The 20,600-nt window shown below is 48.3% G+C and carries 20 protein-coding genes; 12 read left to right on the top strand and 8 right to left on the bottom strand.

Annotated features, from left to right (window positions below; genetic code table 11):
- Positions 1–393 precede the first annotated feature (393 nt).
- Genes Q8O77_RS12330 through rffA form a run of 7 tightly spaced genes read left to right on the top strand, consistent with a single transcriptional unit; the run spans position 394 to position 7,011 of the window.
- Positions 394–2,025 (top strand): hypothetical protein, encoded by a 1,632-nt coding sequence (locus Q8O77_RS12330; RefSeq protein WP_305553392.1) that lies wholly within the window; start codon positions 394–396, stop codon positions 2,023–2,025.
- Positions 2,026–2,748 (top strand): WbqC family protein, encoded by a 723-nt coding sequence (locus Q8O77_RS12335; protein WP_305553395.1) that lies wholly within the window; start codon positions 2,026–2,028, stop codon positions 2,746–2,748.
- Positions 2,745–3,374, top strand: a complete 630-nt coding sequence (locus Q8O77_RS12340; protein WP_305553398.1) for a class I SAM-dependent methyltransferase — start codon at positions 2,745–2,747, stop codon at positions 3,372–3,374. Before Q8O77_RS12335 ends, Q8O77_RS12340 begins: the two co-directional genes overlap by 4 nt.
- The gene (locus tag Q8O77_RS12345) at positions 3,371–4,036 is read left to right on the top strand and encodes an acetyltransferase (RefSeq protein WP_305553401.1); all 666 of its coding nucleotides are present in this window, start codon (positions 3,371–3,373) and stop codon (positions 4,034–4,036) included. The genes Q8O77_RS12340 and Q8O77_RS12345 overlap by 4 nt, the downstream gene beginning before the upstream one ends.
- On the top strand, positions 4,033–4,959 hold the full coding sequence (locus Q8O77_RS12350; RefSeq protein ID WP_305553404.1) for a hypothetical protein: 927 nt from the start codon (positions 4,033–4,035) through the stop codon (positions 4,957–4,959). Before Q8O77_RS12345 ends, Q8O77_RS12350 begins: the two co-directional genes overlap by 4 nt.
- A gap of 25 nt (positions 4,960–4,984) precedes the next feature.
- The gene (locus Q8O77_RS12355; RefSeq protein ID WP_305553406.1) at positions 4,985–5,809 is read left to right on the top strand and encodes a phytanoyl-CoA dioxygenase family protein; all 825 of its coding nucleotides are present in this window, start codon (positions 4,985–4,987) and stop codon (positions 5,807–5,809) included.
- Between the two features lie 23 nt (positions 5,810–5,832).
- Entirely contained in the window at positions 5,833–7,011 is a 1,179-nt protein-coding gene (rffA, locus tag Q8O77_RS12360) for a dTDP-4-amino-4,6-dideoxygalactose transaminase (RefSeq protein WP_305553409.1), read from the top strand.
- 41 nt (positions 7,012–7,052) lie between these two features.
- Here the strand turns inward: rffA and Q8O77_RS12365 are convergent, their stop codons facing one another.
- A complete protein-coding gene (locus tag Q8O77_RS12365) occupies positions 7,053–7,832 on the bottom strand; it encodes a class I SAM-dependent methyltransferase (RefSeq protein WP_305553412.1) in 780 nt (259 codons plus the stop codon).
- 252 nt (positions 7,833–8,084) lie between these two features.
- Here Q8O77_RS12365 and Q8O77_RS12370 point away from each other — a divergent pair, with 252 nt between their 5' ends.
- Complete coding sequence (locus tag Q8O77_RS12370) at positions 8,085–9,023, top strand: class I SAM-dependent methyltransferase (RefSeq protein ID WP_305553415.1); 939 nt, start codon at positions 8,085–8,087, stop codon at positions 9,021–9,023.
- Positions 9,024–9,083: 60 nt separating this feature from the next.
- On the opposite strand, the gene rfbA is transcribed toward Q8O77_RS12370, so the two are convergent.
- The 7 genes from rfbA to pseB are packed head-to-tail and all read right to left on the bottom strand — an operon-like array spanning position 9,084 to position 15,392.
- Positions 9,084–9,962 carry a glucose-1-phosphate thymidylyltransferase RfbA gene (gene rfbA, locus Q8O77_RS12375; RefSeq protein WP_305553418.1) on the bottom strand — a complete coding sequence of 293 codons (879 nt, stop codon included), beginning with the start codon at positions 9,960–9,962 and terminating at the stop codon, positions 9,084–9,086.
- Positions 9,963–9,992: 30 nt separating this feature from the next.
- Complete coding sequence (locus Q8O77_RS12380) at positions 9,993–10,439, bottom strand: GNAT family N-acetyltransferase (protein WP_305553421.1); 447 nt, start codon at positions 10,437–10,439, stop codon at positions 9,993–9,995.
- Between the two features lie 3 nt (positions 10,440–10,442).
- Complete coding sequence (gene pseI, locus Q8O77_RS12385; protein WP_305553424.1) at positions 10,443–11,492, bottom strand: pseudaminic acid synthase; 1,050 nt, start codon at positions 11,490–11,492, stop codon at positions 10,443–10,445.
- Positions 11,493–11,504: 12 nt separating this feature from the next.
- Positions 11,505–12,554 (bottom strand): UDP-2,4-diacetamido-2,4,6-trideoxy-beta-L-altropyranose hydrolase, encoded by a 1,050-nt coding sequence (gene pseG / locus Q8O77_RS12390; RefSeq protein WP_305553427.1) that lies wholly within the window; start codon positions 12,552–12,554, stop codon positions 11,505–11,507.
- Entirely contained in the window at positions 12,551–13,249 is a 699-nt protein-coding gene (gene pseF / locus Q8O77_RS12395; RefSeq protein WP_305553430.1) for a pseudaminic acid cytidylyltransferase, read from the bottom strand. Before pseF ends, pseG begins: the two co-directional genes overlap by 4 nt.
- On the bottom strand, positions 13,246–14,394 hold the full coding sequence (gene pseC / locus Q8O77_RS12400) for a UDP-4-amino-4,6-dideoxy-N-acetyl-beta-L-altrosamine transaminase (RefSeq protein WP_305553432.1): 1,149 nt from the start codon (positions 14,392–14,394) through the stop codon (positions 13,246–13,248). The genes pseF and pseC overlap by 4 nt, the downstream gene beginning before the upstream one ends.
- Positions 14,391–15,392, bottom strand: coding sequence for a UDP-N-acetylglucosamine 4,6-dehydratase (inverting) (pseB, locus tag Q8O77_RS12405; RefSeq protein ID WP_305553435.1), 1,002 nt, complete (start codon positions 15,390–15,392; stop codon positions 14,391–14,393). Before pseB ends, pseC begins: the two co-directional genes overlap by 4 nt.
- Positions 15,393–15,595: 203 nt before the next feature.
- On the opposite strand from pseB, the gene Q8O77_RS12410 reads away from it, so the two are divergent.
- The 4 genes from Q8O77_RS12410 (at position 15,596) to Q8O77_RS12425 (ending at position 20,592) form a co-directional block, all read left to right on the top strand.
- A complete protein-coding gene (locus tag Q8O77_RS12410) occupies positions 15,596–16,390 on the top strand; it encodes a flagellin (protein WP_305553438.1) in 795 nt (264 codons plus the stop codon).
- 113 nt (positions 16,391–16,503) lie between these two features.
- Positions 16,504–17,955 carry a sigma-54-dependent Fis family transcriptional regulator gene (locus tag Q8O77_RS12415; protein ID WP_305553441.1) on the top strand — a complete coding sequence of 484 codons (1,452 nt, stop codon included), beginning with the start codon at positions 16,504–16,506 and terminating at the stop codon, positions 17,953–17,955.
- A gap of 109 nt (positions 17,956–18,064) precedes the next feature.
- Positions 18,065–19,198, top strand: coding sequence for a PAS domain-containing sensor histidine kinase (locus tag Q8O77_RS12420; protein WP_305553444.1), 1,134 nt, complete (start codon positions 18,065–18,067; stop codon positions 19,196–19,198).
- Positions 19,195–20,592, top strand: a complete 1,398-nt coding sequence (locus Q8O77_RS12425) for a sigma-54 dependent transcriptional regulator (protein WP_305553447.1) — start codon at positions 19,195–19,197, stop codon at positions 20,590–20,592. The genes Q8O77_RS12420 and Q8O77_RS12425 overlap by 4 nt, the downstream gene beginning before the upstream one ends.
- Positions 20,593–20,600: the final 8 nt, after the last annotated feature.

Raw genomic sequence — 20,600 nt, forward strand, 5'->3', positions numbered from 1 at the left:
GTCAGGTTATTTTATCCTGTGCAAAATATGGCGTTATCTTTGCATGCTCAAGTGCACTATAGTTTGGTTATTGCGCTGAATGGAAAGGGATAAATGACGATTGCAGATATTAAGCAAACCGCTGTCATCTTAATTGATTGCCAGGATAGCGTTGGCGATGATGCGTACTTTAATACTGTGGCCCCGGGCAATGTGCTGGTGTTTAACTGCAGCACCAGAGGCTATATAGAGCCTTTATTGTCTGCGCTGCGGGCTCATTATGTAAAGTTTAACGCCGTAAGCTTTGTTACTAATAACGCGGGCATACATACTGAGTTAACCCGGTTCTTTCCCGAGTTGTTCCGCGGCATCCGTTTTATAGATCAACTGCCATTACCACTGACAGAAACTGACATGACAGAGTTGATGTCAGTTGCTACGACCCTTCCGCCTTTTGAATTGGTGCCGGCTGAACCGCTGGTATCGACAGAATTTAATCAGTTAAAGAATTTCTTTCTATTAGATGAACGACTTACCGATATTGCTGAGCATGAATCAATAAGCCAGCTTACCGCTGCGTTTATTGCCGGGTTACAAAGCCAAAAATGCGCATTTTCTGCCTATGTACAGATTCGGTTGCTGAATTTTTATGCCAATAGATTAAACAAATATGGTGAGGTCTATTTCAAAAGTCTGTCATTAAAACTGGGTGACACTAATGTCAGTATTTTACATTTGTGGCAATTGGTGTCGGATAGTCGCTTTACACTTAGTCAGCGCTACTTTATCTATAACCAACTTCTGTCGATGGAGTTTAGCGGAGCGTTAAAAAACAAGTCTGATTTTAATACCCGTTTTACCGCATATAGCCATGTGGTGCGGGAGTTTGCTTTGCAATTGGGCCCCCCCGGCGCTTTTATTGATAAAGAACAGCGAAATCCTGATATCGTGTTTGTTTTTATTGCACAGTTTCTCAGCCCCAGGCATGCCCCGAGTAAAATTGTATTAGAAACCATTAAAGCGCTGTGTTTATCTGCAAATAAGCAGGTTGTATTAATAGACACCTGCGAGCTATTGCCCACGAGCGGCGCTTTGCCTTGGTACGATGCCGCATACGGTAGCAGGGGGCAATACAATGCTGAAACGCTGACTTATGAGGGGGCGCGTTTTAATTATCTGCAACTCTCTGCCGGCATGCCTAATCTTGTCGAGATAAACGGTGTGATCGAGTTGATTAAAACGTATAAGCCGTATTTCACCATAACAGTGGGCGAGAGTATTACTGCCGATATCATCAGCCAACTTGTGCCCAATGTGGTGGTACCAACAGTGTCACGGTTGCCTCATACCTTAAGCCAATACAGGGTTTTCAATAAGCGTTTTATTACAAATGCCGACGAAGTGCCGGAGTGTTTGCAGCCAGGGATCTTGTCTGTTGACATGTTACCTGAGCGCGCTTTGGCGCAGTCAGAGCTTACACGTGATCAATTTGGTATACCCCGCGATAAAGTTATATTGGCCGTGCCGGGTAACCGGCTTGATGCGGAAATAGACGATAGCTTTATTTCTATGCTGTTATGTATTTCCAGCGATAGATATTTTGTGGTCTTTGCAGGCGTTTTTAATGACTATGAAGATTACTGTAAAAGATTTCCTGTCCTGCGCAATATCTCTGTTTTCGTGGGCTATCAGGAAGACTTTCCGGCATTTATAAAGCTGGTTGATATATATGTCACGCCACAACGTGTTGGTGGTGGTTTAACGGCATTGTGTGCATTGAGTATGTCCGTACCGGTTTTAACGTTGAAATACGGTGATACTTATTCGTTTGCCGGTGACCTTTTTGCTTTTAACACTTTGTCCGAAATGGGCAATTTAATCAGTACTGTCTGCAATGACTTTGCGTCGTTAGATGCGTTGAAACGTAACGCTTTGCAACGGTTTGTTGAGCTTGAGGCTCTTAGTGATAAATATACAGACCTGTTTGACAACGTGGTGAATGGGCCATTGTTTAATGTAGCGTCTGTGGTAGCAAGGAGAGACTGAATGAAGCGTGTAGCTATTACTCAGTCAAATTACATACCGTGGCGTGGCTATTTTGACCTGATTGCATCGGTGGATGAATTCATCTTGTATGATGATATGCAATATACCCGCCGGGATTGGCGCAACAGAAATAAGATAAAGACCGGGCAGGGAACTTGTTGGTTAACGATTCCTGTTGAGGTAAAAGGTAAATATTTTCAGAAAATTAAAGATACCAAAGTATCAGATAGCCATTGGTATAAATCACACTGGCAAACGCTTTCGCAAAACTACAAGAAAGCCAGACATTACGCCGGGATTGCTGCTTGGCTTGAGCCTCTGTACCTGGCTGAAAATCAGGACATGCTGTCAAATATAAACTACACCTTTATTGTGGCGATATGCCGCTACTTAGGTATCAACACGACTATTTCACTGTCTTCTCAATACCAACTGATTGACGGTAAAACTGAACGCTTGGTCGATATTTGCCGGCAGGCAGGCGCGGGGCTTTATGTATCAGGCCCGGCGGCGAAAGATTATCTCGATGTAGCCTTGTTTGAACAAGAGGGTATTGATGTCGGGTGGGCTGATTACGACGGTTATCCGGCGTATCCCCAACAATGGGGTGGGTTTGAGCCTTTCGTCAGTATATTAGATCTGTTGTTTAACTGCGGTCCTGAGTCACTTCTCTATATGAAAAAGCCAACGGATTCGCTGATCAAATATGAGGGCAAAGCATGAAAGACAATAGTGGCATTATTAGTCAGGTATCTGATTATTACTCAAATAAGCTTTGTGAGCATGGCACAACCCCGCAGGGCGTGGATTGGAATGGCGCTGAGGGACAATTTCTGCGCTTTGAGCAATTGAACAAGGTTATTTGCAACAGCGGAAAGTTTACGCTAAACGATATTGGCTGTGGCTATGGTGCTTTCTATGATTTCCTGCGGACAAAATACAGCTCTTTTGATTATGTCGGCGTTGATGTTGCTGCCAATATGATTTCAGCCGCCCGGCAGCGCTATATTGGTTCAGCTAATGCAAAATTTCTCTGTGGTACCGTACCGGAAGTCGCGGCAGACTTTACTGTGGCCAGTGGTATTTTCAATGTCAAATTGGAAAATTCAATACATGATTGGAAGAGTTATGTGCTTGAGACTATTGCCATTATTGATAAATTCAGCACGAAGGGGTTCGCCTTTAATTGCCTGACGTCGTACTCGGATGCAGAGAGAATGAAAGACGGGCTTTTTTATGCTGATCCCTGTGAATTGTTTAACCATTGCAAAATACATTACGGCCGGAATGTTGCTTTATTGCATGACTATAATCTGTTTGAGTTTACGATTATTGTGAGGAAGTCATGAAAAATAAATTAGTTATATTTGGTTCGGGCGATATCGCACAATTAGCACACTACTATTTCAGCAATGACAGCCTCTATGATGTAGTGGCCTTTACTGTCGACAGCGAATACAAGACGGTTGAGGAGTTTTGCGGTTTACCTGTAATCGCATTTTCTGAGCTGAAGGCGTTTTTTTCACCACAGGACGTCAGCGTGTTTGTGGCGTTGAGTTACTCAAAATTAAATGCTGTAAGAAAACAGAAATACCTTGCAGTTAAAGCTATGGGATATACCCTGGCGAGTTATATCAGCAGCAAGGCGACAGTGTTGAACCAGCAGGACATCGGAGAGAACTGCTTTATTCTTGAAGATAACACCATCCAACCTTTTGTTAAAATTGGTAATAACGTGACCTTATGGAGCGGCAATCATATCGGCCATCACTCGATAATACGGGATCACACTTTTATTGCCTCACATATCGTTGTATCCGGCGGTGTAGATATTGGCGAGCAATGTTTTATCGGCGTTAATGCCACATTGCGTGATCATATCCGGATTGGCGACCGCTGTGTTATTGGTGCCGGTGTATTATTGCTGGCTGATGCAGAAGCTGATGGCTTATATAAAGGTACCGCTACTGAGCGGTCTGCATTACCCAGTTCAGGGTTGCGCAAAATATGACATTTCAACCTGAATGGAAAAAATTGGGCTTGCTGTATAGTCCGCAAGGCAAAAACCGTCACGCTAAACTGGCTACACATGCGGCCAACCCCTTAGCGTTGCATATGGCTGATGATGTCTTTCGGGTATATTACAGTGGCAGAGACGAGCAAAACCGCTCTTCTGTCGGGGCGGTAGATATCGATATTGTTCGCGGCGAAGTGGTTAAAGATCATTTTGAACCCTTTTTGATACATGGCGCTGCCGGCAGTTTTTTTGCTGACGGCATCAGTATTGGTAATCACTATCAGGTTAACGGTTCAACCTTTATTCTGTTTATGGGTTGGCAAACCCCGTCGGAGGGACATTGGCGGGGGGATATTGGCCGGATAACCGTGGCTGAGGATTTGACGTTGCAAGTGACAGACAGGCAACCCTATTTAGCTTTGGACGCGGATGATCCTATCAGTCTGTCTTATCCCTGGGTTATGCAAACCGCACCTCAGCGCTACGACATGTGGTACGGTTCAACTCTTACATGGGAAGCAGAGAACGGGGAGATGGTTCATATCATCAAGCATGCGCAGTCTGCCGATGGCGTTAGCTGGCACAAGACTGATTCAGCAGTACCCTATCAGCTAAACTATGCTCAGGTGTTTTCCAGACCTTCAGTCATTAAAAGTTCTGAGCATAGGCTGGATATGTGGTTTTCTTACCGTTGCGGTACAGGGCAGAAATACCGTATCGGCTATGCATATAACACTGGTGAGGGTTGGCAACTGGCGTTGAACAACAGTGGTATCGATGTCTCAGAATCTGGTTGGGATTCAGAGATGATCGAGTATCCGTTTGTGTTTCAGCATAAAAGCAAAACCTACATGCTTTACAGCGGTAATGGGTATGGGCGTACTGGTTTTGGTCTGGCGGTTCTGAACACGCCGTAAATACGCATCTGAAGGTCCTTAAACTATGGATGAAGGCAAAATTCCAACGCAGAGCTATGGCATTCTTGAGCAGAAGCAGGTGCTCACTGACATTGAAGAAATAAGGGAGCAATTTTTAACCAACGGCTATGCTATTTTGGATGCTGGCTTGTCCGGTGAAGACATTGCCACTATACAAGCGGATTTTGACACTCTGTCCAGGCGTTATATCACGCATTATGGCAGCGACAAGTTGAAAAGTTGTGATGAATATCACACGGTAAGAGCTCCGCTATTGTTTGAGAACAGCGATACGTTTTTACGCTTAGCGTTAAACCCTGTACTGCTTGAATTCGTCAGTAGTGTTATTGCAGGGAGTTTTATCCTTAACCAGCAAAATGCAATTACGAATCCTTCAAGGCAACCTTATAATCAGGGAAAATGGCATCGGGATTTGCCTTATCAACACTTTGTAAGTTCACGGCCTATCGCGGTAAATGCGCTGTACTGTGTCGATGATTTTACCAGTGATAATGGTTCTACCTATGTTTTACCTTTTTCTCATCTGCGCGAAGAAATGCCCTCAACGCGATACATAAAAAATCATGCTGTGCAGGTATGTGCAAAAGCAGGCCGGTTTATAGTGATTAACTGTATGACTTTCCACACCGGCGGCTTCAACCTTTCACCTTTAGATCGTCGCGCAGTCAATCACTTGTTCAATATTCCTTTTTTTAAGCAGCAGATAAAAATACCCGGTAATTTGTCTGAAGAGGGTTTAACTGAGCAGCAGAAAAAGATTCTCGGTTTCGGCTTCGACGAAATACAGTCTATTGATGCTTTTGTCGCACAGCGGCTAAGGCGTGTTTGATGGTCAAATGCAGGGATCACAGCATGCAAATTCCTTTTAACAAACCTTATATGACAGGTAAAGAGATCCAGTATATTGCCAGGGCACACAAGCTTGGTAAGCTTGCCGGAGATGGTGACTTTACCGCTAAATGTCACGGCTGGATTGAGCAGCATACCGGTTGCAATAAGGCGCTGTTAACCCATTCTTGTACTGCCGCACTGGAAATGGCCGCTATTCTGTTAGATTTGCAGCCGGGTGATGAAGTAATAATGCCTTCCTATACTTTTGTTTCCACCGCCAATGCCTTTGTCTTGCGCGGTGCTGTGCCTGTTTTCGTTGATATCAGACCCGACACACTGAATATCGATGAAAAGCTGATTGAAGCTGCCGTTACGGCGCGAACCCGTGCGATAGTGCCTGTGCACTATGCCGGTGTGGCATGTGAGATGAGTGAGATTTTGCGCATTGCAAAAAAACACAATTTGTCAGTGGTAGAAGACGCTGCACAGGGCGTTATGTCGACATACAAAGGCAAGCCACTGGGAACTATAGGTGATATAGGAGCCTATAGTTTTCATGAAACAAAGAATGTCATTTCAGGCGAAGGTGGTGCCCTGTTAGTAAACCGGCCTGATTTAGCTGTAAGAGCCGAAATTATCCGTGAGAAAGGTACCGACAGAGCACGGTTCTTCCGCGGCGTTGTAGACAAGTATACCTGGCAGGATATTGGTTCCTCATTTTTACCGGGTGAGATTATTGCAGCATTTCTGCTGGCTCAGCTGGAAGACGCTCAGAATATAACTGCACTGAGGCTTGCGCGCTGGGATTATTATCATACTTTACTTGAGAAAGCAGAAAATGAAGGTTTGCTCACAAGACCGTCAGTGCCTGCGCATTGTGGCCATAATGCTCATATGTACTATGTGTTACTGCCGGCGCAACTCGGGCGGCAGGTAATTATGGATAAACTTAAAGAAAAATTAATCAGTACAGTGTTTCATTACATACCATTGCACAGCTCTCCCGCGGGGCAACATTTTGGTCGTGCTGCGACTACGATGGCAGTAACAGATGATGCGTCTGCACGGATTTTAAGATTGCCATTGTGGGTCGAGCTTACCGGTGAGCAACAGGAGTATATCGTTAGCGCTCTACTGGAAAGTATCAATGAACTGATTCATCGGAAGAATTATGAACTCTCCGAAGCTTCACAGGCATAGTATTGAATGTCTGCAGAAGCCCGGAGGGATGCTGGCGGATATCAAACGAAACTGATATTGGCTCTTTGTTTGCCATAAATAACTTTGGCAGATGAGATAAATTGATACGGCAATTCTACATAGGCGACGTCAGAGTTTGAGATAGCTATATCAACGGCCTGAATCATCGGGGAACCCTTTCTGACCAGGATTACGTCAGACCAGTCAGTATTGGTAAGTGCAAGCGGGATAAAATCTGTACGCTTCATAAAGCTTGTCAACGCTTCCAGAACGCCAAGATTCTGTTTAGTACCGGCGTCACTGTGACAGCAGTCATTCAGTATCATAAAGCCGTTTGGTGCCAGTAATTCTTTGTAGTACATCAGATCCCGTAAAACATATTCGTACTGATGACTGGCATCGACATATATCAGATCGAACTTATCTATGCCGGTAGCGGGGCGTATTTTACTGATTGCTTTAATTGTATCGTCGCGGATCATGGTGACATTGCTAAAGTCGCTAAATTTAACTAAACATTCTTCGTATATTTTGTCAAAAGTTGACTGTTCGTTCAGAGAGCCACCAAAGTAGTAGGAATAGGTCTCAACCGGGTTTATCCAGGGTGGCAAAGTGTCAAAAGGGCTATATGTTTTTGTAATATCTTTACTCCAACTATCAATCAGCACCATGTGCTCAGGAGATAAAATATTATACATATTTAGTGCATTCTCGCCTCTTAGTACGCCAAGCTCAGCAATCAAAGGTTTCTTACCGTAAGCGTTAAATACAGCGCTGACGACATGTAAGAAAAATTCTCTGTTAGCGTTGCAAACTTTCATATAGCCACCCGTTAATTAAAAAAATCACAGATAACCAGCAATTTTTATGCCGCTATTTATATATACTGGCTGTAGATCTTACTTATGCCGTAAGACGTGTATCAGACGTGTAGCGGAGCACCCTGTCGTTTATAAACAGCTAAAATTAGTCTGGTTTTTTTATTCCCGATGTCATCTGATTGACTATGGGGTGTATGATAACAGTACTAAGCCGCTGGCCGGATTTTACTGTACGACTACAGAGGAAGAAAAATGAAAACCGATCGCACTTTCGAGTTAAAACAGGCGTTGTTAACTAAATACCACTCCGCAATAGACAGTGCGGCGGATACTGCCGGAAAAAGCGGCTTTGTTGATTTAACAGCTGATCAATCAAGCAGTGACAAGCTAAACAAAGCAATGTACGACAATTCACAGTCTGTTGAGATATACAGAAATTTTCTTAACTGGCTGTTTGGTACTTTTAACGTAGAGGAAATGGACTTTCGCAGAGACTGCTTTGCACGACTGGGGAATATCACGGGTAAAAAAATACTGATCACCAGCTGCGGACTTGGCGAAGATATTAAGGTCGCGGCAATGTTGGTGGGCAAAGATGGATTTGTGCATGCACAAGACCTCAGCAGGCATTTCATTTCTCTGGCGGCAGACAAGTATTCTGCGGAAAATATTGTTCTTACTGTTTCCAACGCCTTGGATCTGCCGTACAAAGATGGCTATTTTGACGCCGTTTTCCACTTTGGTGGGATAAACCTTTTTGGCGATATCGGGCTGGCCATATCGGAAATGAATCGGGTTTGTAAAGTTGGCGGAACCATTCTATTTGGTGATGAATCTGTCGCTGAGCATTTAAGAGCAGATGATTACGGCAAGATGTTTATGGAAAATAATGCCCTTTGGCAAGAAAAAGTTCCACTTGAACATCTGCCATTATGTGCATCTGACATAAGCCTGAGTTACGTTTTAGGCAATTGTTTTTATCTTATTAAGTTCACTAAATCTGACCAATTGCCTTATGCCGATATTGATATAGAGCATGTGGGTTATCGGGGCGGCTCTGTGCGCAAGCGGTATTTTGGAAAGATTGAAGGTATTGCTCCGGATTTGAAAAATTCACTCTACGAGCTGGCTAAGAAAGAAGGCAAATCTGTCAGCCGGATTATCGAGGAACTAATCAAAACCAGATTGTAATGAAGATGTCCGGAAACAGCCCGGTGCCGTTATGAAAAAGCGCCACTTGCACAGAGAGTTTTATAGCCGTGATTTAGAAATAATATTCTCTGACAAGTAGTCTTTATAACTGCAGTCGGGCATCGTTTGCATTTGCCTTAATACCTCTTCACGTGATAGCCAGCCGTTCAGATGAGCAATTTCCTCCAGACAGGCAATTTGATAGCCTTGCCGCTTCTCGATGGTTTCGACAAAGGTAGATGCTTCCGACAAGCTCTCATGTGTACCGGTATCCAGCCATGCAAAACCACGGCCGAGCAATTCAATTTGCAGTTGTTTCTGCGCCAGATAGGCCTGATTAACACCGGTAATTTCCAACTCACCACGCTTTGAAGGGCGCAGATTTTTGGTGATATCAACAACATTATTATCGTAAAAATACAGCCCGGTAACGGCATATTTGCTTTGCGGTTGTGCCGGCTTTTCTTCTATAGATTGCACTTTAAAGTCGGCGTCGAACTTTACTACGCCAAAACGTTCCGGGTCTTTTACCTGGTAGCCAAAAATCACTGCGCCCGGCAGGCGGCTGCGCGCTCTATGTAATTTAGGAGTAAAGCCTTCGCCATAAAAAATATTGTCGCCCAGCACCAGACAAACATCGTTATTGCCAATAAACTGCTCTGCAATTAAGAACGCCTGAGCAATACCTTCAGGTTTATGCTGCACGGCGTACTGCAGATGAATGCCAAATTTGCTGCCATCGCCGAGCAGGCGCTGAAACGCTGCCTGTTGCTCTGCAGTAGTAATTAACAAAATATCGCGTACGCCTGCCAGCATCAGCACCGATAAGGAGTAGTAAATCATTGGCTTGTTATGAATAGGCAATAACTGTTTGGAAATGCCCAAAGTAATAGGGTAAAGCCGGCTGCCGGTGCCACCGGCCAGAAGAATTCCTTTCATAAAACATCCTGTTGCAGCGTAATGTGAATATTAGCCTGGTGTCTGGTATTCATAATACATAATGCCATTGTGCGTGTTTTGATAGGTTAATCCGGCATGTTGTGCAACCTTTATCGACGCTGTATTGCCGGGCAAAATTTCAGCGACTATTTTTCCTGTTAGTTGGCTTAGCAACAATTTAACCATAGCTTTAGCTAAGCCTTTGCCGCGACACTCCGCAGCCACTGTCCAGGAGATACGATGACAGTCTGCTGTCGAATCCACTCTGACAGTGCCGACAGGCTGATTGGCATATTCTGCGATAAACAGCTTGCGCTGCGGATTATTCAGGCTTTGTTGTAGCCAGCGCATATGCTGCTGCTCAGTAATCTGCTCTGCGTTAAGGCTGAATCGTCGCGTGTCGGCGTCATTACGCCAGTGCAACAGGCGCTCAGCGTCGGCCATAGTAGCAAAGCGAAGCCGGACAGACGCAGTCATGCCTTAGAGTAACTCCCAACTTAGCGGGGTGCCCATCGGCACATCCTGTTTCACTTTACGGCCGAGAAACTGTGGCAGGTACTTTGGTGCCAGGCCAAGCCCGGGGCGCACTGAGCGCAGGTTTTCTGCAGTAAATATATCTCCGGCTTGCATATCTTTGGCAATATAAAGTGAGCGGCGGTGTATCCGTGAAGCAATTTCTTTATCGGTACAGCCGTAATGCACTTTACCTAAGGCATCTTTAGCTTTACGACATTCCGATACCAGTAAACTGAACTCGTCCGGCTCCATAGAAAAGGCTGAATCAATGCCGCCTTCACTGCGGTCCAGCACAAAGTGCTTTTCAATCACAGTTGCGCCCAACGCCACTGCAGCGACGCTGACACCAATACCGGCGGTGTGATCAGATAAACCGACCTGGCAGCCAAACAGCGCGGCCAGGTGTGGAATAGTATTTAAGTTGGCGTCGATGGGGCGCGCCGGGTAATTGCTGGTACATTTTAACAAGATAATGTCGTGGCAACCGTTACGTTGCAGTACCTCAACAGCTTCAGCCAGTTCGGTTTGTGTCGCCATACCGGTAGACACAATAACCGGCTTACCGGTGCGGGCAACGGCGGCGATTAAACCATGATCGATATTTTCAAATGAGGCAATTTTATAGCAGGGCACATCCAGCTGTTCCAGATAGTCTACCGCAGTTAAATCAAACGGTGAGCTAAAGGCCAACATGCCTAACTCTTTTGCGCGGTCAAACAGTGGCTTGTGCCACTCCCACGGTGTCATTGCTTGCTGATACAGGCTGTACAGTGAGCTGCCGTGCCAAAGGCTGTCGGGGTTATCAATAAAAAATTCGTTCTGGTGCAGGTTCAGCGTAATGGTATCCGGGGTATAGGTTTGCAGCTTTATCGCGTCAGCACCACATTTTGCGGCGGCCTCAACCATCAACAATGCTTTGTCCAGGCTTTGATCATGGTTACCGGATAATTCGGCAATAATAAACGGCGCCTGGTCCGGCCCCACCGCGTGTTTGCCAAGCATAATTACAGCCATTGCTTATCCTCGTTACGGATGCCCGTTATTCAGTGTATTCATTATAGTTTCAACTACCAGAGGTGTGCCTGCGGCAGCCGGTATCAGACCGGCTGCCGTTTGGCCCATACTATCAAGCAGTGCCGGTTGCGACAGGTAATAGCACAGTTGCTCTGCAAAGAACTCTGCTGACATATCTGCAGCCTGTCCCAACCACACACAGGCGCCAAGCTGGTCAAGATAAGCCGTTGCCGCCTGCTGATTTTCGGCAACGGTAACAACCAAACCCGGCAGAGCACTAATACACCTTTCCCAATGGCTGGCACCACCACCACCAAGCATGAGTCGCGCTTGATGCATTAACTTCGCCATATAGTTACATTGCACATGTAACGTCATATCGGGCAGGCTTGCAGTAAGTTGCTTAATGTCTGCATGCCACGGATTATTCGCTCCAATTACTATATCGGCAGAAATGCCGGGAAGCTTTAGTTTATCTACAGCCTCTATCGCCAGAGCGGTTAAATTTTGCTCGTCACTGCCGCCAAAGCCAATCAGAATGCGGTTGCTGTTAATGTTGCGGTCGCGTGGCGTTGCGTTCTGGTAAAACTCTTCACGCAGCAAGGCATAACGCGGTCCCAGCAGCGGCTGGCAATGCGTTGGCAGCCATTTGCTGTAACGCTGCTCTGCGTTGGCTACCAGGTTTTGATCCAGCAGCAGGTCGCAGTCATAGCTGCGGTTGGCCAGGTCATCTATCTGCAGAATAAACCGGCATCTGGTCCGCAGCATCCGGCAGTAATCAGCTGCCAGCGCGTAGTGATCCACCACCAGCAGGGCATAATTCTGCGTTAGCTGTGCCAGTGTTGCTGTTGCATCTGCAGTTTGACTGCTAAGAGCATCCGGTAGTGGCAGTACGTTAAAGCCCTGGCTGCGGATAACATCTGCCAAATGGCCTGATGTTATCCGGCAGGCAAAATCACAGCTGGCACCAAGCTTTCGCAAAGCCTGTGCCAGCGTCAGGCAACGCATAACATGGCCTGAACCCAGGGTTACGGAAGCATCTGTGCGAAACAGCACCTTCACTGCGCAGGTGCCTGCAGCAGTTGGTACAACAGTTCGGCGCGCTGCCAATCCTCGGCCGTATCGATATCCTGCACTAAATGCGCAGGTAGCAGCAGCATTCTGGAACCGGTGCCGAATACGGCTTTGCCGGTATCCAGCCAGGTATCAGCTGTTGCCCAATACAACTGGCCGGCGTCATGGAAGGTTTCTGCCAGATCTTGCGAGCGCTGCATAATACTGGCCGGATCAAACGGCACTACACCACCTGCTGCAGTTTGCAGCAGGGCGCGCTGAACAGGAAAAGAGAAACGGGCCGCGCTAAAGACATAATCCGCTTTGCTGCTTAACAGCAGCTGGTATGCCGCGGCAATGCGCTCACTGTTTAACAAAGGGGTAGTAGCGTAAATACAGGCACAGCTGCTGAGCGGCCAGCCCAGTTGCTGCAGCTCAGTAACGGCGTTGCGGATAACCTCTGTGGTGCCGGTAAAGTCATCCGCCAGCTCTGCCTTGCGCATAAAAGGTGTTTCGGCACCGTAGTGCCGTGCTATAGCGGCTATTTCTGCGTCATCGGTGGAGACCACCACTTTATCCACCACGCCGCTGTTTAGCGCTGCCTGGATCGGATAAGCCAGCATAGGCTGACCGCAAAAGGTTTTAATGTTTTTGCGTGGTATGCGTTTACTGCCGCCACGTGCCGGAATAATGGCCACTCTCATTGCAACAGCTCTGCCAGTTTATCGGCAATATATTGTTGTTGCTCGCCGCTTAGCTCGGGAAACATCGGCAGGCTGATAATGCGCTCATAAAAATCTTCCGCCAGCGGAAAATCGCCCCAGTCAAAGCCCAGTTGCTGATAATACGGCTGGGTATGAATGGGAATATAATGCACATTCACGCCAATGCCGGCAGCGCGCAGGCCGTCAAATACCGCCTTGCGTTTGGTTTTGTCATCCAGCCGGATAATGTATAAATGCCAGGCGCTGATATTCACATCATCTAATGCCGGCAAGCCAACAGGCAGCTCTGCCAGCAAGCGGTTATAGTTTGCCGCCAGCAACTGGCGTTTTTGAATTATCGGCAACAGACGCAGACTCTGGCTTAAACCCAGCGCGGCCTGCAGATCTGTCATGCGGTAATTAAAACCCAGCAGCAATTGCTGATAATACCAGGCGCCATGTGCGGGCTCTGTCATCAGGCTTTCGTCGCGGCAGATACCATGGCTTCTGAGCAAGCGCATTTTATCCGCCAACTCAGTATTGTTAGTCAGTGCCAGGCCGCCTTCGGCAGTGGTAATAATTTTTACCGGATGAAAACTGAATACGGTAATGTCGCTGTAGCGGCAGTTGCCTACCGGCTCATCCTGATAACCAGCGCCCACCGCATGCGATGCATCTTCAATAATGCTGAAACCAAACTCATTAGCCAGATAATGTATTTGCTGCATATCACAGCTGGCACCGGCCAGATGCACCGGTATTACTACTTGTGGCAGCGTATCATTGCTGCGTGCTTGCTCCAGCTTTTGCCGCAGTTTGTCTACCGCCATATTACCGGTGTCGGGCTCTATATCGACAAAATCAACCGCAGCGCCGCAATAACGCGCACAATTGGCCGAGGCAACAAAGCTGACGGGCGAGGTCCAAACGCGGCTGCCAGGGCCCACGCCCAGTGCCAGACAAGCAATATGCAAAGCCGAGGTGGCGCTGTTTACCGCTACTGCATGCTGCGAGGTAGTCAGCTCACACAAACGTTGCTCAAACGCCGGTACGGCAGGGCCCTGGGTTAAAAAGTCGCTTTGCAGTACGTCGGTAACTGCTTCTATATCAGCCTGAGTAATATGCTGACGGCCGTAGGGGATCACGACATCGCTTCCTGATTAAACTGACGCATTTGTTCCACACTGAGAAAATCCGGATTGCTGTCGGACACATACTCAAAGCCCGGTTGCACCAGCTTGCCGTTTTCATTTAAGGCATTACTGGAAAAATCATTGCTGCGGTTAAAAAACTTAATCGCCGGCGCAATCACAAAGTGATCGTCAAATTCAAAGGTGTGATACGACATGTCGCCCGGGCACATCATTTCGTGCAGCTTTTCGCCCGGGCGAATACCCACTTCTTTAATCGGTAGAGCCGGTGCCATGGCTTTGGCTAAATCGACAATCCGAATGGACGGGATTTTCGGCACAAAAATTTCGCCGCCGAGCATGCGCTCAAAGTTCTTTAACACAAAATCGACGCCTTGTTGCAGGCTGATCCAAAACCGGGTCATCTCCAGATGGGTAACCGGAATATGGTCAGTGCCCTGTGCCATCAGTTGTTGAAAAAACGGCACTACTGAGCCGCGCGAGCCGACAACATTACCGTAGCGCACCACAGAAAAGCGCGGTTTTGCGCCGCCGGAGATATTGTTAGCGGCAATAAACAGCTTGTCTGATGCCAGCTTGGTTGCACCGTACAAATTCACCGGGTTAGCGGCTTTATCGGTAGATAAAGCAATCACTTTTTCCACACTGTTCTCAATGGCGGCGTTGATCACATGCTCGGCGCCATTGATATTGGTTTTAATGCACTCCATCGGGTTGTATTCGGCAGCCGGCACCTGTTTTAATGCCGCCGCATGGATCACATAATCCACGCCATGCATTGCACGCACCAGACGGTGTTCATCGCGCACATCACCAATAAAGTAACGCATGCAGCTTTGATTAAATTTTTGCTGCATTTCGTACTGCTTTAATTCGTCGCGGGAATAGATAATGATTTTTTTCGGCTTATAGCGGGTAAGCAGGGTTTCAGTGTACTTATGGCCGAATGAGCCGGTACCGCCGGTGATTAAAATTGTTTTGCCGTTAAACATAAGTTGCCCTCAGGAACCACGCATTTTAGCGAATTGCTGTTTCGCCCGACTTTAGCATAAACTGTGCCGCTGCTTCTAACATATTCAGATTAAACAGTTTTAATACTAATACATTGTTAAGATTTGTGCCGGGATTTAATTAATAGCGCTTTATTGTCGCTTTGACTAAACTTATAAGCAGTTTTCAACAAAGTGGTGCCAAGATGAAAATTAATACTCCCGGCAGTTTGAATACGTTAAATCAAGCGCAGTTGCAACAGGAAAGCCTGTTGAAAAAGCAGGCTACGGCAAAGCGCATTAACAGTGCAGCCGATGACGCGGCCGGTTTGCAGATAGCCAATCAGCTTAGCAGCAGTATTAACGGCAAAGGCCAGGGCGAGCGCAACCTGTATGATGGCGTGTCTTTGGCGCGGGTATATGAGCAGGGCTTGCAAGGCATCAATGATAACCTGGGCGAATTAAACCGGCTGGCGGTGGCTGCCGGCAATGGCATCTACGGTGAGCAGGAGCGTGCAGCCTTGCAGGCCGAGGCCGACCAGTATACTGCCAATATTCAACAAACCATTGATAACACAGAATTTGCTGGTAAAAAGCTGTTTGATCAAGACGGCGCCTTAAGCTTTGGTACCGGCTCCGGCAGTTTAAGCTTCAGTACGGTAGATGTGGCGGCCGGCCTTAATGCGCAGAATATTTTCAGCATCGATTTAAGCTCTGCCGGCAGTGCAGAGGCGTCGCTGAGTAATATTCAGCAGTCACTGGATTATATCGGCGGCCTGCAGGCGGATGCCGGAGCGTCCATCAACAGTTTCAGCTCTGCGGCCAGCAATTTAAACGGCCAACAAATTGCCGAATCGGCCGCGCGCAGCCGGATTGAAGATTTGGATTTTGCCCGTGCCAGCAGCGATAAAGCAGCAGCAGACATCTTAGCTAACACCTCTGTTAGTGTGGCAATGCAAGCCAGGCTGCAGCCTCAGCAGGCGTTAAACTTATTAGCCTGATGGCTTTTTAGTCACGCTATTTTTTTGACACTGCGTCAAAAAAATAGCGTATTACCTTGCATGCTGTTTTGTGCACAGTACAATACAGTTAAAAGCATAATAAAAGCAGCGGCATGTCGAATAGTCTTTCACTTTATATCGTTGATGAACACAGTAACCGCAGTAGCCGGTTAAGCACGGTACTGAGTTTTATTAATGAACCGCACCAATTACTGGATTTTGCTGTACTGCAGCAGAAACTGCAGCAGCAAGGCCCGGGTGTGGTGTTGTTAGGTGCTTTAGCCAATCAGCAGCATGCTCAGTTACTGCAAAGCTTTCCGGCCACCGCCTTTTTACTGCTTGGCGAAACCCTGCAGCCGTTATTGCAATATGCTAATGCCGTGGGCTTGTTAAGCGAGCCTTTTGCTTACGCTTCATTAACCCAACTCCTGCGCGACAGCCAGCAATATCACCGTTTGTTACCGGCACAGCGACAGCAAGAAGCAGCGGTAAAATTTGATGGCATGGTGGGCAATGCCGCCAGCATGCAGCAGGTACGTTTTCTTATTCAGCAAGTGGCCAAAACCGATGCCAATGTGTTGGTACTGGGGCCATCGGGCACCGGTAAAGAAGTGGTGGCGCGCAATATCCATTTATTATCGCATCGCGCCGCCGGGCCCTTTGTGCCGATTAACTGCGGTGCTATTCCGGCGGAGCTGCTGGAAAGTGAATTATTCGGCCACGAAAAAGGTGCTTTTACCGGCGCGATTTCTACCCGTAAAGGCCGTTTTGAACTGGCGCAGGGCGGTACGCTATTTTTAGACGAAATCGGCGATATGCCGCTGCCGATGCAGGTAAAACTGCTGCGCGTATTACAGGAGCGCACATACGAGCGGGTGGGCGGCACTGTGCCGATTAAAGCCGATGTGCGTATTGTGGCGGCCACCCATCGTAATTTAGAACATATGATTAGCGACGGCAGTTTTCGTGAAGATTTATTCTACCGCCTTAATGTGTTCCCGATAGAAACACCGTCATTGCAGCAGCGCGCTGAAGACTTACCGCTGCTGGTGCAGGAGTTAATGCGCCGGCTGGAGCAAAGCCACCAAGCGCGGGTTAAGTTTACCGAACGCGCTATTGAAAGCCTGCAGTTACACAGCTGGCCGGGCAATGTGCGCGAGTTGGCAAACTTGCTGGAGCGGATGGTGATTATGTATCCGGACCAGGTGGCGGATGTGGCCGAGCTGCCGGAAAAATACCGCCATCTTGATGTCGACAGCTATGTGCCGCAATACCCGGAAAGTTTGCAGGAGCGGGATCTGCTTAATGAGCTGTTTCAGGCCGACGACGAAGATGACACAGACGACAGCGGTACGGCATTTTTCAGCACAGATAGCGACCCACAGCATTTGCCTGAGCAGGGGCTGGATTTAAAAGAGTATCTGGCAGAGCTGGAAATCCGCTTTATTTCTCAGGCGTTAGAGCGGCATGAATTCGTGGTGGCCCGCGCCGCAGAAGTACTGGGGCTGCGCCGCACCACCCTGGTGGAAAAAATGCGTAAATATAACCTCGGTAAAGACGAGTAATTAACGCTGTCAGAGAATTGACAGTATTAACTTACTAAAAAATAAGCATTTATAGCTGGCATAATGCCTGCATTACTCCCCTTAGATTAAGCTGTCGCAGGGGAAACTAATGACAACGGCAAATGCATACGATTTTACGCCATCCAACCTGAGCCGCCGGCCAAACAGTGCGCGGCCCGGGCTACAGTTACTGTCATCAGAATTACAAGACCCTATTTTACAGGCATTGCCGGCGGCAGTGATCCTGCTGGATCAGCGCGGGCTGGTGTATCAGGCTAATCCTGCGGCGGTGGCTATGTTGGGCGAGCCGTTAGTGGGGCAGCGCTGGTTTGCAGTGATCAGCCGGTGTTTTCGCCCGCGTAGTGATGATGGCCTGGAAGTCTCGTTAAAAGACGGCCGTCTGGTAAAACTTGAGATCAGCGCCTTACTCAGCCGCACCGAATACACTGAACCGGGCCAGCTGATTATGCTAACCGACTTAACTCAAACCCGGCAACTACAGGGCCGGCTCAGCCAAATGCAGCGGCTGTCTACGCTGGGCAAAATGATGGCCTCGCTGGCACATCAGATCCGCACGCCTTTATCCGCCGCCATGTTATATGCGCAGAACCTTGGCAACCCGAGGGCGACACTGCAGGTGCAGCAGCAGTTTCAGCAAAAGCTGTTATCAAGGCTGCAGGATTTGGAGCAGCAACTAAATGACATGCTGCTGTTTGCCCGCAGTGGCAGTGCGCAGGCGGTGGCACCTGTTAGTTGTAAAGCGTTAGCAGAGCAGGTGGTTACCGCTACCGAAGCTGTGCTGCAGCAAGGCGCTGCGTTGTTTACCGTCACCGTGGCCGAACCTGATGTTACCGTGTTGGGTAACCTGAGCGCCCTAAGCGGTGCGGTGCAGAATTTAATTTATAACAGCGTACAGGCGCTGGCCGATATTACACCGGCGCAGGCGGATGCTGCCAGGGTGCAGCTGAATATTGCCCCTTCTGCATCAGACCCGGCCATGTTGTCCATTCAGGTAACCGACAATGGCCCCGGCGTAGCTGCACATTTACTGAACCGTTTGTTTGAACCCTTTGTTACCGGCCGTGCTGATGGCACAGGCTTAGGTTTGGCAGTGGTGCAGGCGGTGGCCGCAGCGCACAACGGCACTGTGCAGTATCACAATAGTGCCACCGGCGGCGCTTGCTTTGAGCTGTTGCTGCCATACCACACGGCGTTAACGCAGCAAGGGAGTGAGCCATTATGAGCCAGTGCATTTTATTGGTAGAAGATGACGCCGGCCTGCGCGAAGCGCTTAGCGATACGCTGCAGCTGGCCAATTATCAGCTGGTTGCTGTCAGCAGTGCAGAAGAAGCGTTGCTGCAGTTAAAGCAGCACAGCGTGCAACTGGTGATAAGCGACGTACAAATGGGCGCCGTGTCTGGTTTTACCTTGTTAAAGACACTGCGCAGCCAGTATCCGCAAATTCCGGTATTAATGATGACCGCCTATGCTACGGTGCAGGCGGCTGTTGAAGCCATCCGGCTGGGTGCCATTGATTACCTGGCCAAGCCGTTTTCGCCGGAGGTGTTGCTCAGCACCGTTAGCCGCTATGTGGCGCCGGAAGCCGTCGCTAATATTGAACCTGTCGTTGCAGCGCCGGCCAGTAAGCAGTTGCTGGCGCTATGTGCCAGAGTGGCGCGCACTGACGCCAGTGTGATGATCAGTGGCCCCAGCGGTTCGGGTAAGGAAGTGTTGGCGCGCTATATTCATCAGTTATCGGCACGCAGCAGCGGGCCTTTTATTGCGATAAATTGCGCCGCCATTCCGGAGAACATGTTGGAATCTACCTTGTTTGGCTATGAGAAAGGCGCTTTTACCGGCGCGGTAAACGCCTGCCCCGGCAAGTTTGAACAGGCACAGCAGGGCACCTTGCTGCTGGATGAAATTACCGAGATGGACCTTAACCTGCAGGCCAAGCTGTTGCGCGTATTGCAGGAGCGGGAAGTAGAGCGGCTGGGCGGGCGTAAAACCATTAAGTTGGATGTGCGCATTCTGGCTACCAGCAACCGCAACTTAAAACAGGCGGTGGCGCAGGGCGAATTTCGTGAAGATTTATTCTACCGGTTGAATGTGTTTCCGCTGGTGTGGCCGGCATTAGCTGAACGGCCGGAAGATATAGTACCGCTGGCGCAGCATTTACTGCAGCGCCATTGCCAGCACAGTGGCCGCAGCCAGGCGGTGTTAACCGCGGCGGCTGAGCAGCTTTTGCAGCGCTACAGCTGGCCCGGCAATGTGCGTGAGCTGGATAACGTTATGCAACGGGCATTGATCATTGCTGCCGGCGATGAGATTGGCACCGACGACATTATGCTGGAACAGGTGGATATGTTGCCGTCCGGCCGCGAGCCGGCTTTAGCAACAGCTGCCCTGTTTGCGGCTGACTGCCATATAGAACAGTGCACTGAAGATGACAATGAAGAAGGCGGTGGCGCTTTTAAAGCCTCAGTACATGAGCAGGAGCACCGCATTATTTTGGCCACCATGAAAGCCTGTGCTAACCGGCGCAAAGACGTGGCAGAAAAGCTGGGTATCAGCGACCGTACTCTGCGTTATAAGTTAGCGCGCATGCGTGACCATGGTATCGACCTGCCGGCGTAAGCCGCAAA

Origin of the sequence: Rheinheimera sp. (assembly GCF_030690345.1) — a bacterium.
Lineage (GTDB): Bacteria > Pseudomonadota > Gammaproteobacteria > Enterobacterales > Alteromonadaceae > Alishewanella.

Coding starts and splice junctions, on each gene's coding strand:
- Q8O77_RS12330 (WP_305553392.1), top strand. CDS start 394: ATGACAGAGTTGATGTCAGTTGCTACGACCCTTCCGCCTTTTGAATTG.
- Q8O77_RS12335 (WP_305553395.1), top strand. CDS start 2,026: ATGAAGCGTGTAGCTATTACTCAGTCAAATTACATACCGTGGCGTGGC.
- Q8O77_RS12340 (WP_305553398.1), top strand. CDS start 2,745: ATGAAAGACAATAGTGGCATTATTAGTCAGGTATCTGATTATTACTCA.
- Q8O77_RS12345 (WP_305553401.1), top strand. CDS start 3,371: ATGAAAAATAAATTAGTTATATTTGGTTCGGGCGATATCGCACAATTA.
- Q8O77_RS12350 (WP_305553404.1), top strand. CDS start 4,033: ATGACATTTCAACCTGAATGGAAAAAATTGGGCTTGCTGTATAGTCCG.
- Q8O77_RS12355 (WP_305553406.1), top strand. CDS start 4,985: ATGGATGAAGGCAAAATTCCAACGCAGAGCTATGGCATTCTTGAGCAG.
- rffA (WP_305553409.1), top strand. CDS start 5,833: ATGCAAATTCCTTTTAACAAACCTTATATGACAGGTAAAGAGATCCAG.
- Q8O77_RS12365 (WP_305553412.1), bottom strand. CDS start 7,832: ATGAAAGTTTGCAACGCTAACAGAGAATTTTTCTTACATGTCGTCAGC.
- Q8O77_RS12370 (WP_305553415.1), top strand. CDS start 8,085: ATGAAAACCGATCGCACTTTCGAGTTAAAACAGGCGTTGTTAACTAAA.
- rfbA (WP_305553418.1), bottom strand. CDS start 9,962: ATGAAAGGAATTCTTCTGGCCGGTGGCACCGGCAGCCGGCTTTACCCT.
- Q8O77_RS12380 (WP_305553421.1), bottom strand. CDS start 10,439: ATGACTGCGTCTGTCCGGCTTCGCTTTGCTACTATGGCCGACGCTGAG.
- pseI (WP_305553424.1), bottom strand. CDS start 11,492: ATGGCTGTAATTATGCTTGGCAAACACGCGGTGGGGCCGGACCAGGCG.
- pseF (WP_305553430.1), bottom strand. CDS start 13,249: ATGAGAGTGGCCATTATTCCGGCACGTGGCGGCAGTAAACGCATACCA.
- pseB (WP_305553435.1), bottom strand. CDS start 15,392: ATGTTTAACGGCAAAACAATTTTAATCACCGGCGGTACCGGCTCATTC.
- Q8O77_RS12410 (WP_305553438.1), top strand. CDS start 15,596: ATGAAAATTAATACTCCCGGCAGTTTGAATACGTTAAATCAAGCGCAG.
- Q8O77_RS12415 (WP_305553441.1), top strand. CDS start 16,504: ATGTCGAATAGTCTTTCACTTTATATCGTTGATGAACACAGTAACCGC.
- Q8O77_RS12420 (WP_305553444.1), top strand. CDS start 18,065: ATGACAACGGCAAATGCATACGATTTTACGCCATCCAACCTGAGCCGC.
- Q8O77_RS12425 (WP_305553447.1), top strand. CDS start 19,195: ATGAGCCAGTGCATTTTATTGGTAGAAGATGACGCCGGCCTGCGCGAA.